We start from the raw sequence: 13,449 nt of genomic DNA, 5'->3' as shown, positions 1-13,449 counted from the left end.
ACTACGTTCGGTGATTACGACGATCAGGCGGTCGCCTTGTCGTCTTTCTTAAGACTTGCAGGCGGCCAGTTGTCGAGGCGCATGCCGAGAGACAGACCACGAGAGGCCAGAACGTCCTTGATTTCAGTCAGGGACTTCTTACCCAGGTTAGGAGTCTTCAACAGCTCTACTTCGGTACGCTGAATCAGGTCGCCGATGTAGTAGATGTTCTCCGCCTTGAGGCAGTTGGCCGAACGTACAGTCAGTTCCAGGTCGTCAACCGGACGCAGCAGGATCGGATCGATCTCGTCTTCCTGCTCGACTACGACAGGCTCGCTGTCACCTTTGAGGTCGACGAACGCGGCCAGCTGCTGTTGCAGAATGGTCGCAGCGCGGCGGATAGCCTCTTCAGGATCCAGGGTGCCGTTGGTTTCCAGATCAATGACCAGTTTGTCCAGGTTGGTACGCTGTTCAACACGGGCGTTCTCGACCACATAGGCGATACGACGCACCGGGCTGAAGGAGGCGTCCAACTGCAGACGGCCAATGCTACGGCTTTCGTCTTCGTCGGTTTGACGGGAGTCGGCCGGCTCGTAACCACGACCACGAGCTACAGTGAGCTTCATGTTCAGAGCGCCGTTCGACGCCAGGTTCGCGATTACGTGATCGGGGTTGACGATCTCGACATCGTGATCCAGCTGAATATCGGCAGCGGTAACCACCCCCGAACCCTTTTTCGACAAGGTCAGCGTAACTTCGTCACGACCATGCAGTTTGATAGCGAGACCTTTCAGGTTCAACAGGATTTCAATTACGTCTTCCTGAACACCTTCGATCGCGGAGTACTCATGGAGTACGCCATCGATCTCGGCCTCGACTACTGCACAGCCAGGCATGGAGGACAACAGGATGCGGCGCAGCGCGTTGCCCAGGGTATGGCCGAAACCACGCTCGAGAGGCTCGAGCGTAATCTTGGCGCGGGTCGGACTGACTACCTGCACATCAATGTGGCGGGGAGTCAGGAACTCATTTACCGAAATCTGCATGGATGCACCTATTTTCTAGCCCTTACTTGGAGTAGAGCTCGACAATCAGGTTTTCGTTGATGTCGGCAGACAGGTCGCTGCGAGCAGGAACGTTCTTGAAAACGCCCGACTTTTTAGCAGCATCCACGTCAACCCACTCAACGCGGCCACGCTGGGCGCACAGTTCAAGGGCTTGAACAATGCGCAACTGGCCCAGCGATTTCTCGCGGACTGCGACCACGTCACCCGGACGAACTTGGTAGGATGGAATGTTTACAGTCTTACCGTTGACGCTGATCGCTTTGTGCGAAACCAGCTGACGGGACTCGGAACGAGTCGAGCCGAAGCCCATACGGTAAACGACGTTATCCAGACGGCACTCGAGCAGTTGCAGCAGGTTCTCACCGGTTGCGCCTTTTTTCGAGGCAGCAGCTTGGTAGTAACCGCGGAACTGACGCTCCAGAACACCGTAGATACGACGGACTTTTTGTTTCTCACGCAGCTGGGTGCCGTAGTCGGACTGACGGCCACGGCGCTGGCCGTGGATACCTGGGGCTGCTTCGATATTGCACTTCGATTCCAGAGCGCGAACGCCGCTCTTCAGGAACAGATCGGTGCCTTCACGACGAGACAGTTTGCATTTTGGACCAATGTAACGTGCCATTCTTCTGTCTCCTGATTACACGCGACGCTTCTTCGGCGGACGGCACCCGTTGTGCGGGATTGGCGTCACGTCGGTGATGCTGGCGATCTTGTAGCCGCAGCTGTTCAATGCACGAACGGCGGACTCACGACCTGGACCTGGACCCTTGACGTTAACGTCGAGGTTCTTCAGACCGTATTCCAGCGCAGCTTGACCAGCACGCTCAGCAGCGATCTGAGCTGCGAACGGGGTGGATTTGCGCGAACCACGGAAACCCGAACCACCGGAGGTCGCCCAGGACAAAGCATTGCCCTGACGGTCGGTGATGGTCACGATGGTGTTGTTGAAAGAAGCATGGATGTGGGCGATGCCATCAACCACTGTCTTTTTGACTTTCTTACGAGGACGAGCAGCAGGTTTTGCCATGTCTATATTCCTGGGCGATTACTTGCGGATCGGCTTACGCGGGCCCTTACGGGTGCGTGCGTTGGTCTTGGTGCGCTGACCGCGAACCGGCAGACCTTTACGATGACGCAGGCCGCGGTAGCAACCCAGGTCCATCAAGCGCTTGATCTTCATGTTGATGTCACGACGCAGGTCACCTTCGGTGGTGAACTTCGCGACTTCGCCACGCAGGGTTTCGATTTGCTCGTCGCTCAGATCCTTGATCTTAGCGGCTGGGTTTACACCAGCGTCTGCACAAATCTTCTGTGCAGTTGTGCGACCGACACCATAGATGTAGGTCAGCGAGATAACAGTATGCTTGTTATCTGGAATGTTGACGCCTGCAATACGGGCCATTCAGTGGGACTCCAATTGACAGCTACCTACGCCCCGGAAGCCAAGAAATAGGGCGCGAGATAATATCGCTGTAGAAACGAATAATCAACCCAGCAGCACACTAGCTGCTGGGTTTGAAGCGCAGATCACACTCAGCCTTGGCGCTGTTTGTGACGCGGTTCCGCGCTGCAGATCACTCGTACGACGCCTTCGCGACGGATGATCTTGCAGTTACGGCACAGCTTTTTCACCGATGCACGAACTTTCATTACCGACTCCTCGAACCTTAGGGGCGTATCAGCGCAGCAAACCGCTGCCACCGTAGCCTTTCAGGTTGGCTTTCTTCATCAGGGATTCGTACTGGTGCGAAACGAGGTGCGATTGTACTTGGGACATGAAGTCCATCACAACCACTACCACAATCAGCAACGAGGTCCCGCCAAGGTAGAACGGCACATTTGCTGCCACCACCAGGAACTGGGGCAGAAGGCAGACGGCCATCATGTAAAGAGCACCGAACATGGTCAAACGGGTCAGAACGCCATCAATGTAGCGCGCCGACTGCTCACCAGGACGGATACCCGGAATAAAGGCACCGGACTTCTTCAGGTTTTCCGCTACGTCTTTCGGGTTGAACATCAACGCTGTGTAGAAGAAGCAGAAGAAAATGATCCCTGCACTAAACAGCAGAATGTTCAACGGCTGACCAGGAGCGATCGACTGCGAGATGTCCTGCAGCCAGCCCATACCTTCGGACTGACCAAACCAGGCACCCAGCGAAGCCGGGAACAGCAGAATGCTGCTCGCGAAAATAGCCGGGATAACCCCCGCCATGTTCACTTTCAGCGGCAAGTGGCTAGTCTGCGCAGCGAAGACCTTACGGCCCTGCTGACGCTTGGCGTAATGAACGGCGATACGACGCTGACCACGCTCAATGAACACCACAAAACCGATAATCGCTACTGCCAGCAGACCGATGGCGACCAGGGCGAAAATGTTGATATCGCCTGTGCGTGCAGACTCGAAAGACTGCCCGATTGCTCTCGGAAGACCGGCAACGATACCCGCGAAAATCAACATCGAGATACCGTTGCCCACACCGCGCTCGGTGATCTGCTCGCCCAGCCACATCATGAACATCGCGCCTGCCACGAAAGTGGAAACAGCGACGACGTGGAAGCCCAGGCCTGCAGAAAACGCCACGCCCTGGTTGGCCAGGCCAATGGACATGCCAATGGCTTGGACCAGTGCCAGGATAACGGTGCCGTAGCGGGTGTACTGGCTGATCTTGCGACGGCCAGCTTCACCTTCCTTCTTCAACTGCTCCAGTTGCGGGCTGACCGCCGTCATCAACTGCATGATGATCGATGCCGAGATGTACGGCATGATCCCCAGTGCAAAGATGCTCATGCGCTCGAGCGCGCCACCGGAAAACATGTTGAACAAGCTAAGAATGGTCCCCTCATTCTGCCGAAACAGATCCGCCAGACGGTCCGGATTGATGCCGGGAACCGGGATATGCGCACCTATCCGATAGACGATGATCGCCATGAACAGAAAGCGCAGACGAGCCCAGAGTTCCGACATCCCGCCCTTACCGAGCGAAGAGAGAGCACCTTGCTTAGCCATTTATTCCTCGAATTTGCCGCCAGCTGCTTCGATAGCCGCACGCGCACCCTTGGTGGCTGCGATACCCTTGATGGTGACTGCGCGAGTAACTTCGCCAGACAGCATGATTTTCACACGCTGAATGTGCTGGTTGATCACGTTGGCATCCTTCAGGGATTGCACGGAGATCACGTCGCCTTCCACTTTGGCCAGCTCGGACAGACGCACTTCAGCGCGGTCCATGGCTTTCAGGGAAACGAAGCCGAACTTCGGCAGGCGACGGTGCAGCGGCTGTTGACCGCCTTCGAAGCCAGGAGCGATCGAACCACCCGAACGGGAAGTCTGACCTTTGTGGCCACGGCCGCCGGTCTTACCCAGACCGCTACCGATACCACGACCTGGACGATGCTTCTCGCGACGGGAACCCGGCGCTGGACTCAGATCATTGAGTTTCATCGATTAGCCCTCGACCTTCAGCATGTAGTAAGCCTTGTTGATCATCCCGCGGTTCTCGGGAGTATCCTGGACTTCTACAGTGTGACCGATGCGACGCAGACCCAGGCCTTTAACACACAGCTTGTGGTTAGGCAGACGGCCCGAGACGCTCTTGATCAGCGTTACTTTTACGGTTGCCATGATCAGAAGATCTCCTCGACGCTCTTGCCACGCTTGGCGGCAATGGATTCAGGAGATTGCATGGCTTTCAGACCCTTGAAGGTGGCGTAAACCACGTTCACTGGGTTGGTCGAACCGTAGCACTTGGCCAGAACGTTCTGAACACCAGCAACTTCCAGGACAGCACGCATTGCGCCACCGGCGATGATACCGGTACCTTCCGAGGCAGGCTGCATGTAAACCTTCGAGGCGCCGTGGGCAGCCTTGGTGGCGTACTGCAGGGTGGTGCCCTTCAGGTCAACCTGGATCATGTTGCGGCGAGCAGCTTCCATGGCCTTCTGGATCGCGGCTGGTACTTCGCGCGACTTGCCACGGCCGAAGCCAACACGACCTTTACCATCACCAACCACGGTCAGCGCGGTGAAGGTGAAGATACGGCCGCCTTTTACGGTTTTGGCAACGCGGTTAACTTGAACCAGCTTCTCGATGTAGCCTTCGTCGCGCTTTTGATCGTTATTTGCCATAACTTAGAACTCCAGCCCGCCTTCACGAGCAGCATCAGCCAGCGCTTTGACGCGGCCATGGTACTTGAAGCCGGAACGGTCAAAGGCAACTTGAGATACACCGGCGGCTTTCGCACGCTCAGCTACCAGCTTGCCAACCTTAGTGGCCGCGTCGATGTTGCCAGTGGCGCCATCACGCAGGTCTTTGTCCAAGGTCGAGGCGCTTGCCAGAACCTTGCTGCCGTCGGCCGAAATGACCTGGGCGTAGATGTGCTGCGAGGAGCGGAACACGCACAGGCGCACGACTTCGAGTTCGTGCATCTTGAGACGTGCTTTGCGAGCGCGACGCAGTCGAATAACTTTTTTGTCGGTCATTTACTAGGCCCTACTTCTTCTTGGCTTCTTTACGACGGACTACTTCGTCCGCGTAACGCACACCTTTACCTTTGTAAGGCTCTGGCGGACGGAAGTCGCGGATTTCAGCGGCCACCTGACCTACCAGCTGCTTGTCGATACCCTTGATCAGGATGTCGGTCTGGCTAGGTGTTTCAGCGGTGATACCGGCTGGCAGTTCGTAGTCCACTGGGTGAGAGAAGCCCAGGGCCAGGTTCAGGACGGTGCCTTTAGCCTGTGCCTTGTAACCAACACCGACCAGCTGGAGCTTGCGCTCGAAGCCTTGGCTTACGCCTTGGACCATGTTGTTGACCAGAGCGCGGGTGGTACCGGCCATGGCACGAGCTTGCTGGTCACCATTGCGAGCGACGAAACGCAGCTCACCAGACTCTTCGGTAACTTCAACAGACGAGTGAACGTTCAGTTCGAGAGTACCTTTGGCACCCTTCACCGAAAGCTGCTGACCGGCGAATTTGACTTCGACACCGGATGGCAGCTTAACGGGGTTCTTAGCGACGCGAGACATGTCTATCCCCCCTTAGAACACTGTGCACAGAACTTCGCCGCCGACACCGGCAGCGCGCGCAGCGCGATCAGTCATCACACCTTTGTTGGTGGAGACGATAGACACGCCCAGACCGCCACGTACTTTCGGCAGATCGGTGACGGCCTTGTACTGGCGCAGGCCTGGACGGCTGGAGCGCTTCAGTTCCTCGATGACCGGACGGCCTTCGAAGTACTTCAGTTCGATCGACAGGGAAGGCTTGGCCTCACCAGTTACCTGGTAGCCAGCGATGTAACCTTCGTCCTTCAGAACTTTGGCAACCGCGACCTTCAGGGTAGAGGAAGGCATGCTTACGACGGACTTTTCAGCCATCTGGGCATTACGGATGCGAGTTAGCATGTCCGCTAACGGGTCCTGCATACTCATGGGCTAGATGCTCCTGATACAAGAATTATTAGCCTTGCGGCTATGACAACCACCCGAACGGTTTGGGCAAAAACCCAGGCTCAGGTGAGCCGGTCATTCTAGACACAAGGCAGAAACGAAACAAGCCCCATATAGGGGCTTGTTTGTTGGCAAGGTCACCGGCGGTCGGAAGATTGCTCCCCTTCCACCCGCGCCTTGCCTGCAGCGATTACCAGGAGGCCTTGACCAGGCCTGGTACGTCACCGCGCATTGCAGCTTGACGCAGCATGTTACGGCCCAGGCCGAACTTACGGTATACACCGTGAGGACGACCGGTCAGGCGGCAACGGTTGCGCAGGCGCGAGGCGCTAGCGTCGCGTGGCTGCTTCTGCAGAGCGACAACGGCAGCGAAACGCTCTTCTGGAGAGGCGTTCAGGTTGACGATGGTCGCTTTCAGCTCAGCACGCTTCTTAGCGAACTTTGCTACCGTGAGCTGACGCTTCAGCTCGCGGTTCTTCATGCTCTTCTTGGCCATTTTCCTACTCCAATCAGTTGCGGAACGGGAACTTGAAAGCACGCAGCAGAGCGCGGCCTTCGTCGTCCGAACGAGCAGTGGTGGTCAGGGTGATGTCCAAACCGCGCAGAGCATCGATCTTGTCGTAGTCGATTTCCGGGAAGATGATCTGCTCTTTCACGCCCATGCTGTAGTTGCCACGACCATCGAAGGACTTGGCATTCAGGCCGCGGAAGTCGCGAACCCGAGGCAGGGAGATCGCCAGCAGGCGGTCCAGGAATTCGTACATCTTGTCGCTACGCAGGGTCACCTTGACGCCGATCGGCCAGCCTTCGCGGACTTTGAAGCCAGCGATGGATTTGCGAGCGAAAGTCACGACCGGCTTTTGACCGGTGATCTTTTCCAGGTCGGCAACAGCGTGCTCGATGACTTTCTTGTCGCCGATCGCTTCGCCCAGACCCATGTTCAGGGTGATCTTGGTAACGCGCGGAACTTCCATCACGTTCGACAGCTTAAGTTCTTCCTTAAGCTTAGGAGCGATTTCGTTCCGGTAAATCTCTTTCAGTCGTGCCATGGTCTTCTACCTAGCAGTGTTCAAGCATCAACCGCTTTTTGGGTCGACTTGAAGACACGAATTTTTTTACCGTCTTCTACTTTGAAACCAACGCGGTCAGCCTTGTTGGTTTCACCGTTGAAGATGGCAACGTTGGAAGCGTGCAGAGGCGCTTCTTTCTCGACGATACCGCCCTGTACGCCCGCCATCGGGTTAGGCTTGGTATGACGCTTGACCAGGTTCACGCCACCGATAACCAGACGGTCATCAGCCAGAACCTTCAGCACCTTACCGCGCTTACCTTTGTCTTTGCCGGCGATCACGATGATCTCGTCGTCACGACGAATCTTTTGCATGTCGGATCTCCTTACAGCACTTCAGGGGCGAGCGAGACGATCTTCATGAACTTCTCAGTACGAAGTTCACGGGTCACTGGCCCGAAGATGCGAGTGCCGATCGGCTCTTGCTTGTTGTTCAGCAGAACAGCAGCGTTGCCGTCGAAACGAATGATGGAACCGTCAGCGCGACGAACACCATGACGGGTACGTACGACGACAGCGGTCATCACCTGGCCTTTTTTGACCTTACCGCGCGGAATTGCTTCCTTGACGGTTACTTTGATGATGTCACCGATACCGGCGTAACGGCGGTGCGAACCGCCGAGTACCTTGATGCACATGACGCGACGAGCGCCGCTGTTATCGGCCACATCGAGCATGGATTGAGTCTGAATCATAAAATTTCTCCGACCCCTAGCCCTTAGACTTCAACAGCGCGTTCGAGGACTTCAACCAGTGCCCAGGACTTGGTCTTGGCCAGCGGACGGGTTTCACGGATGGAAACCTTGTCGCCGATCTTGCACTGGTTGGCTTCGTCGTGCGCGTGCAGCTTAGTCGAACGCTTAACGTATTTACCGTAGATCGGGTGCTTTACGCGACGCTCGATCAGAACGGTGATGGTCTTGTCCATTTTGTCGCTGACGACACGGCCAGTCAGCGTACGGACGGTTTTTTCAGCTTCAGCCATGATCACTTACCTGCCTGCTGGTTGAGCACAGTTTTCACGCGAGCGATGTCACGCTTAACTTGCGAGAGCAGGTGCGACTGCCCCAACTGGCCAGTTGCTTTCTGCATACGCAGATTGAACTGGTCGCGCAGCAAGCCGAGCAGTTGCTCGTTCAGTTGCTGTGCCGATTTTTCACGAAGTTCATTCGCTTTCATCACATCACCGTCCGCTTAACAAAGGAGGTGGCGAGAGGCAGCTTTGCAGCAGCCAGGGCGAAAGCTTCGCGCGCCAGCTCTTCAGAAACACCCTCGATCTCGTACAGGACTTTGCCTGGCTGGATCTGGGCAACCCAGTATTCCACGGAGCCCTTACCTTTACCCATACGAACCTCAAGAGGTTTTTTGGAGATCGGCTTGTCCGGGAACACACGGATCCAGATCTTACCGCCACGCTTAACGTGACGGGTCAGCGCACGACGTGCGGACTCGATCTGGCGAGCGGTGAGGCGACCGCGAGCAACAGCTTTCAGGGCGAATTCGCCGAAGCTGACTTTGCTACCGCGCAGTGCCAGACCACGGTTGTGGCCAGTCATCTGCTTGCGGAATTTTGTACGCTTTGGTTGCAACATTTGGCGTACCCCTTACTTAGCAGCTTTTTTACGAGGCGCTGGTGCTTGTGGTTTCAGTTCTTCTTGGCGACCACCAATAACTTCGCCTTTGAAGATCCAAACCTTCACACCGATCACACCATAAGTGGTGTGAGCTTCGTAGGTGTTGTAGTCGATATCGGCACGCAGGGTGTGCAGAGGCACACGACCTTCGCGATACCACTCGGTACGAGCAATCTCAGCACCGCCGAGACGACCGCTCACCTGGATCTTGATGCCCTTGGCACCAATACGCATGGCGTTCTGTACCGCGCGCTTCATGGCGCGACGGAACATTACACGGCGTTCCAGCTGCTGAGCTACGCTCTGCGCAACCAGCATAGCGTCGAGTTCCGGCTTGCGGATCTCTTCGATGTTGATGTGCACAGGCACACCCATCTGCTTGGTCAGGTCCTGACGCAGCTTCTCGACATCTTCACCTTTCTTACCGATAACGATACCGGGACGAGCGGTGTGGATGGTGATGCGTGCAGTTTGAGCCGGACGATGAATATCGATACGGCTTACGGACGCGCTTTTTAGTTTGTCTTGGAGGTACTCACGCGTTTTCAGATCCTTCAACAGGTAATCTGCGTAAGTAGCACCGTCTGCGTACCAGACGGAGGTGTGCTCCTTGACGATTCCCAGGCGAATGCCAGTGGGATGTACTTTCTGACCCATCTGATCGACTCCGTTACTTGTCCGCAACCTTGACAGTGATATGGCAAGACCGCTTGACGATGCGATCAGCACGGCCTTTGGCACGTGGCATGATGCGCTTCAGCGAACGCCCTTCGTTGACGAAGACGGTGGAGACCTTCAGGTCATCAACGTCTGCGCCTTCGTTGTGTTCGGCGTTGGCTACGGCCGACTCGAGGACTTTCTTCATGATTTCAGCGGCTTTTTTGCTGCTGAAGGCCAACAGGTTGAGCGCTTCGCCCACCTTCTTCCCGCGGATCTGGTCGGCGACCAAGCGGGCTTTCTGGGCGGAGATGCGAGCGCCCGACAACTTAGCGGCTACTTCCATTTCCTTACCCCTTAACGCTTGGCTTTCTTGTCAGCCACGTGCCCGCGATAGGTGCGGGTACCGGCGAACTCGCCCAGTTTGTGGCCGACCATGTCTTCGTTCACGAGAACTGGAACATGCTGGCGACCGTTGTGAACCGCGATGGTCAGACCGACCATTTGTGGCAGGATCATCGAACGGCGCGACCAGGTTTTAACTGGCTTGCGATCGTTCTTCTCCACCGCCACTTCGACCTTCTTCAACAGGTGAAGATCGATAAAAGGACCTTTTTTCAGAGAACGTGGCACTGTCGTATCCCTCTAGTTACTTGCGACGACGGACGATCATGTTGTCGGTACGCTTATTACCACGGGTTTTAGCACCCTTGGTTGGGAAGCCCCATGGCGATACCGGATGACGACCACCGGAGGTACGACCTTCACCACCACCGTGTGGGTGGTCAACCGGGTTCATGGCAACACCACGAACGGTTGGGCGAACGCCGCGCCAGCGTTTGGCACCAGCTTTACCCAGCGAACGCAGGCTGTGCTCGGAGTTCGAGACTTCGCCCAGGGTCGCACGGCACTCAGCCAGGACTTTACGCATTTCACCAGAGCGCAGACGCAGGGTCACGTAGACACCTTCGCGAGCGATCAGCTGAGCCGAAGCACCAGCGGAACGAGCGATCTGAGCACCTTTACCCGGCTTCAGTTCGATGCCGTGAATGGTGCTACCTACTGGAATGTTGCGCAGCTGCAGGGAGTTACCGGCCTTGATTGGGGCCAGGGCACCTGCGATCAGCTGGTCGCCAGCGCTCACGCCTTTAGGCGCGATGATGTAGCGACGCTCACCGTCTGCGTAGCACAGCAGGGCGATGTGAGCAGTACGGTTTGGATCGTATTCGATACGCTCGACAGTGGCTGGAATGCCATCTTTGTCGTTGCGACGGAAGTCGACCAGACGGTAATGCTGCTTGTGACCACCACCAACGTGACGAGTGGTAATGCGGCCATTGTTGTTACGACCACCAGACTTCGATTTTTTCTCGATCAGCGGTGCGTGAGGAGCGCCTTTGTGCAGCTCCTTGTTGACCACCTTGACCACGAAACGGCGGCCAGGGGAAGTCGGTTTGCATTTAACGATTGCCATGATGCACCCCTTCCTTACTCAGCACTGCTGCTGAAATCGAGATCTTGGCCTGGCTGAAGGGAGACGATCGCCTTCTTCCAGTCATTACGCTTGCCCAGACCACGTGCGGTACGCTTGGTTTTACCCAGAACGTTAACAGTCGACACGTTTTCAACTTTTACGTTGAACAGGCCTTCGACAGCTTTCTTGATTTCCAGCTTGGTTGCATCAGTAGCAACCTTGAATACGAACTGGCCTTTTTTCTCAGCCAGAACGGTAGCCTTCTCGGAAACGTGCGGGCCAAGGAGGACTTTGAATACGCGTTCCTGGTTCATCCCAGCAGCTCCTCGAATTTCTTCACGGCCGAGACAGTGATCAACACTTTCTCGTATGCGATCAGACTGACCGGGTCGGAACCTTGTACGTCACGTACATCGACGTGCGGCAGGTTACGAGCAGCCAGGTACAGGTTCTGATCAACAGCGTCGGAAACGATCAATACGTCGCTCAGACCCATGCCGTTCAGCTTGTTCAGCAGATCTTTGGTTTTCGGTGCTTCAACAGCGAAGTCCTGAACCACGACCAGACGGTCGCTACGCACCAGCTCAGCGAGGATGGAGCGCAGAGCTGCGCGATACATCTTCTTGTTGAGCTTTTGCGAGTGTTCTTGAGGGCGAGCTGCGAAGGTTACACCACCGCCACGCCAGATCGGACCACGAGTGGTACCAGCACGAGCACGGCCAGTACCCTTCTGACGCCATGGGCGCTTACCGCCACCAGCCACGTCGGAACGGGTCTTCTGCTGCTTGGTACCCTGACGGCCGCCAGCCATGTAGGCCACGACTGCTTGGTGAACCAGCGTCTCGTTGAATTCGCCACCGAAAGTCAGTTCGGAAACTTCGATCGCCTGAGCGTCATTTACATTAAGTTGCATGTCAGTTTCCCCTTAACCGCGAGCCTTGACAGCTGGACGTACAACCACGTCGCCGCCAGTAGCGCCAGGTACGGCACCCTTGATCAGCAGCAGGTTGCGTTCAGCGTCTACGCGAACTACTTCCAGGGACTGAACAGTCACGCGCTCGGCGCCCATGTGACCGGACATTTTCTTGCCCTTGAACACACGACCAGGAGTCTGGCACTGGCCGATGGAACCAGGAACACGGTGCGACACGGAGTTACCGTGGGTGTTGTCCTGACCACGGAAGTTCCAGCGCTTGATGGTACCGGCGAAGCCTTTACCTTTGGACTGACCAGTAACGTCAACCAGCTGGCCTGCAGTGAAGAGTTCAGCTTTGATCAGATCGCCAGCCTGGAAATCGCCTTCTTCAAGACGGAACTCCCAAACACCGCGACCAGCGGCAACGTTGGCCTTGGCGAAGTGGCCTGCCTGAGCGGCAGTCACACGCGAAGCACGACGCTCGCCGACAGTGACTTGCACTGCACGGTAGCCATCGGTTTCTTCAGTTTTGAACTGGGTGACGCGATTCGGCTCGATCTCAATGACCGTGACCGGAATGGAGACACCTTCTTCGGTGAAAATGCGGGTCATACCGCACTTGCGACCGATTACACCAATAGTCATGTTGTAAACCTCATGAGTGTACGGGGCTTTCACCCGCTATGGCCGCCCATTTCAGAGCGTTACACGACTAGACCGAAGTCTTAGCCGAGGCTGATCTGTACTTCCACACCTGCCGCCAGATCAAGCTTCATCAGCGCGTCAACGGTTTTATCCGTTGGCTGGACGATGTCCAGAACACGCTTATGAGTGCGAATCTCGTACTGGTCACGCGCGTCTTTGTTGACGTGCGGGGAGACCAGAACGGTGAAACGCTCTTTGCGGGTAGGCAGTGGAATTGGACCACGCACTTGTGCACCAGTACGTTTCGCGGTTTCCACGATTTCCTGGGTGGATTGGTCGATCAGGCGATGGTCGAAAGCCTTCAACCTGATACGGATTTGCTGATTTTGCATTGGATTTCAGACTCCAGGCTGTTCCCAACGGACGCACTACGCCCGCTAAAAGGAGGCGTGATTCTATAGACGCCCCCAATTAGTGTCAACCCAATAAAAAAAACCCCCGCTGAGCGGGGGTTTTTTTCAATCGGTCGAGTGATTACTCGATGATTTTGGCCACAACG

General features: G+C 56.1%; 27 protein-coding genes. All 27 read right to left on the bottom strand.

All coding sequences use genetic code 11. The features are described from left to right. Positions 1-23 precede the first annotated feature (23 nt). The 27 genes from BJQ17_RS06845 to rpsJ all read right to left on the bottom strand — a co-directional run bounded on the left by BJQ17_RS06845 (position 24) and on the right by rpsJ (position 13,282). Positions 24-1,025 carry a DNA-directed RNA polymerase subunit alpha gene (locus BJQ17_RS06845; protein ID WP_003255452.1) on the bottom strand — a complete coding sequence of 334 codons (1,002 nt, stop codon included), beginning with the start codon at positions 1,023-1,025 and terminating at the stop codon, positions 24-26. Positions 1,026-1,047: 22 nt separating this feature from the next. Then, positions 1,048-1,668, bottom strand: coding sequence for a 30S ribosomal protein S4 (rpsD, locus tag BJQ17_RS06840; RefSeq protein WP_003255453.1), 621 nt, complete (start codon positions 1,666-1,668; stop codon positions 1,048-1,050). A gap of 15 nt (positions 1,669-1,683) precedes the next feature. Next, positions 1,684-2,073, bottom strand: a complete 390-nt coding sequence (rpsK, locus tag BJQ17_RS06835; RefSeq protein WP_003255454.1) for a 30S ribosomal protein S11 — start codon at positions 2,071-2,073, stop codon at positions 1,684-1,686. Positions 2,074-2,091: 18 nt separating this feature from the next. After that, entirely contained in the window at positions 2,092-2,448 is a 357-nt protein-coding gene (rpsM, locus tag BJQ17_RS06830; RefSeq protein ID WP_003255457.1) for a 30S ribosomal protein S13, read from the bottom strand. Positions 2,449-2,579: 131 nt separating this feature from the next. Beyond that, a complete protein-coding gene (rpmJ, locus tag BJQ17_RS06825; RefSeq protein WP_002555468.1) occupies positions 2,580-2,696 on the bottom strand; it encodes a 50S ribosomal protein L36 in 117 nt (38 codons plus the stop codon). 28 nt (positions 2,697-2,724) lie between these two features. Continuing rightward, complete coding sequence (gene secY / locus BJQ17_RS06820) at positions 2,725-4,056, bottom strand: preprotein translocase subunit SecY (protein ID WP_003255459.1); 1,332 nt, start codon at positions 4,054-4,056, stop codon at positions 2,725-2,727. Beyond that, complete coding sequence (rplO, locus tag BJQ17_RS06815) at positions 4,057-4,491, bottom strand: 50S ribosomal protein L15 (protein ID WP_003255461.1); 435 nt, start codon at positions 4,489-4,491, stop codon at positions 4,057-4,059. Between the two features lie 3 nt (positions 4,492-4,494). Continuing rightward, positions 4,495-4,671 (bottom strand): 50S ribosomal protein L30, encoded by a 177-nt coding sequence (gene rpmD, locus BJQ17_RS06810; RefSeq protein ID WP_003255463.1) that lies wholly within the window; start codon positions 4,669-4,671, stop codon positions 4,495-4,497. Positions 4,672-4,673: 2 nt separating this feature from the next. Next, positions 4,674-5,174: a 30S ribosomal protein S5 gene (gene rpsE, locus BJQ17_RS06805; RefSeq protein WP_003255465.1), complete on the bottom strand. Its 501-nt coding sequence runs from the start codon at positions 5,172-5,174 to the stop codon at positions 4,674-4,676. 3 nt (positions 5,175-5,177) lie between these two features. Then, a complete protein-coding gene (gene rplR, locus BJQ17_RS06800; protein ID WP_003255467.1) occupies positions 5,178-5,528 on the bottom strand; it encodes a 50S ribosomal protein L18 in 351 nt (116 codons plus the stop codon). A gap of 10 nt (positions 5,529-5,538) precedes the next feature. Continuing rightward, positions 5,539-6,072: a 50S ribosomal protein L6 gene (gene rplF, locus BJQ17_RS06795; RefSeq protein ID WP_003255469.1), complete on the bottom strand. Its 534-nt coding sequence runs from the start codon at positions 6,070-6,072 to the stop codon at positions 5,539-5,541. Between the two features lie 12 nt (positions 6,073-6,084). Further along, positions 6,085-6,477: a 30S ribosomal protein S8 gene (rpsH, locus tag BJQ17_RS06790; RefSeq protein ID WP_003255471.1), complete on the bottom strand. Its 393-nt coding sequence runs from the start codon at positions 6,475-6,477 to the stop codon at positions 6,085-6,087. A gap of 208 nt (positions 6,478-6,685) precedes the next feature. Then, complete coding sequence (gene rpsN / locus BJQ17_RS06785) at positions 6,686-6,991, bottom strand: 30S ribosomal protein S14 (protein ID WP_003255472.1); 306 nt, start codon at positions 6,989-6,991, stop codon at positions 6,686-6,688. Positions 6,992-7,004: 13 nt separating this feature from the next. Next, complete coding sequence (gene rplE / locus BJQ17_RS06780) at positions 7,005-7,544, bottom strand: 50S ribosomal protein L5 (RefSeq protein WP_003255474.1); 540 nt, start codon at positions 7,542-7,544, stop codon at positions 7,005-7,007. A gap of 20 nt (positions 7,545-7,564) precedes the next feature. Continuing rightward, entirely contained in the window at positions 7,565-7,879 is a 315-nt protein-coding gene (rplX, locus tag BJQ17_RS06775) for a 50S ribosomal protein L24 (RefSeq protein ID WP_003255476.1), read from the bottom strand. Between the two features lie 11 nt (positions 7,880-7,890). Next, positions 7,891-8,259 carry a 50S ribosomal protein L14 gene (gene rplN / locus BJQ17_RS06770; protein WP_002555479.1) on the bottom strand — a complete coding sequence of 123 codons (369 nt, stop codon included), beginning with the start codon at positions 8,257-8,259 and terminating at the stop codon, positions 7,891-7,893. A 23-nt stretch (positions 8,260-8,282) separates the two neighbouring features. Continuing rightward, a complete protein-coding gene (gene rpsQ, locus BJQ17_RS06765; protein WP_003255478.1) occupies positions 8,283-8,549 on the bottom strand; it encodes a 30S ribosomal protein S17 in 267 nt (88 codons plus the stop codon). A gap of 2 nt (positions 8,550-8,551) precedes the next feature. After that, the gene (rpmC, locus tag BJQ17_RS06760; RefSeq protein ID WP_002555481.1) at positions 8,552-8,743 is read right to left on the bottom strand and encodes a 50S ribosomal protein L29; all 192 of its coding nucleotides are present in this window, start codon (positions 8,741-8,743) and stop codon (positions 8,552-8,554) included. Continuing rightward, positions 8,743-9,156, bottom strand: coding sequence for a 50S ribosomal protein L16 (gene rplP / locus BJQ17_RS06755; protein ID WP_003255479.1), 414 nt, complete (start codon positions 9,154-9,156; stop codon positions 8,743-8,745). Before rplP ends, rpmC begins: the two co-directional genes overlap by 1 nt. 12 nt (positions 9,157-9,168) lie before the next feature. Further along, complete coding sequence (gene rpsC, locus BJQ17_RS06750) at positions 9,169-9,855, bottom strand: 30S ribosomal protein S3 (protein WP_003255481.1); 687 nt, start codon at positions 9,853-9,855, stop codon at positions 9,169-9,171. 13 nt (positions 9,856-9,868) lie between these two features. Then, the gene (gene rplV / locus BJQ17_RS06745; RefSeq protein WP_003103908.1) at positions 9,869-10,201 is read right to left on the bottom strand and encodes a 50S ribosomal protein L22; all 333 of its coding nucleotides are present in this window, start codon (positions 10,199-10,201) and stop codon (positions 9,869-9,871) included. 11 nt (positions 10,202-10,212) lie between these two features. Continuing rightward, complete coding sequence (rpsS, locus tag BJQ17_RS06740; protein WP_003255482.1) at positions 10,213-10,488, bottom strand: 30S ribosomal protein S19; 276 nt, start codon at positions 10,486-10,488, stop codon at positions 10,213-10,215. Between the two features lie 16 nt (positions 10,489-10,504). Next, a complete protein-coding gene (gene rplB / locus BJQ17_RS06735) occupies positions 10,505-11,329 on the bottom strand; it encodes a 50S ribosomal protein L2 (RefSeq protein ID WP_003255483.1) in 825 nt (274 codons plus the stop codon). A gap of 14 nt (positions 11,330-11,343) precedes the next feature. Then, complete coding sequence (rplW, locus tag BJQ17_RS06730; protein WP_003255484.1) at positions 11,344-11,643, bottom strand: 50S ribosomal protein L23; 300 nt, start codon at positions 11,641-11,643, stop codon at positions 11,344-11,346. After that, the gene (gene rplD, locus BJQ17_RS06725; RefSeq protein WP_070095799.1) at positions 11,640-12,242 is read right to left on the bottom strand and encodes a 50S ribosomal protein L4; all 603 of its coding nucleotides are present in this window, start codon (positions 12,240-12,242) and stop codon (positions 11,640-11,642) included. The genes rplW and rplD overlap by 4 nt, the downstream gene beginning before the upstream one ends. Before the next feature lie 12 nt (positions 12,243-12,254). Beyond that, complete coding sequence (gene rplC / locus BJQ17_RS06720; RefSeq protein ID WP_003255486.1) at positions 12,255-12,890, bottom strand: 50S ribosomal protein L3; 636 nt, start codon at positions 12,888-12,890, stop codon at positions 12,255-12,257. Between the two features lie 80 nt (positions 12,891-12,970). Then, a complete protein-coding gene (rpsJ, locus tag BJQ17_RS06715; RefSeq protein ID WP_003186070.1) occupies positions 12,971-13,282 on the bottom strand; it encodes a 30S ribosomal protein S10 in 312 nt (103 codons plus the stop codon). Positions 13,283-13,449 lie beyond the last annotated feature (167 nt).

Origin of the sequence: Pseudomonas sp. NBRC 111139 (assembly GCF_001753955.1) — a bacterium.
GTDB lineage: Bacteria > Pseudomonadota > Gammaproteobacteria > Pseudomonadales > Pseudomonadaceae > Aquipseudomonas > Aquipseudomonas alloputida.
Note: the sequence above shows the minus strand (reverse complement) of the source record. Positions and strands in the feature narration are given on the sequence as shown.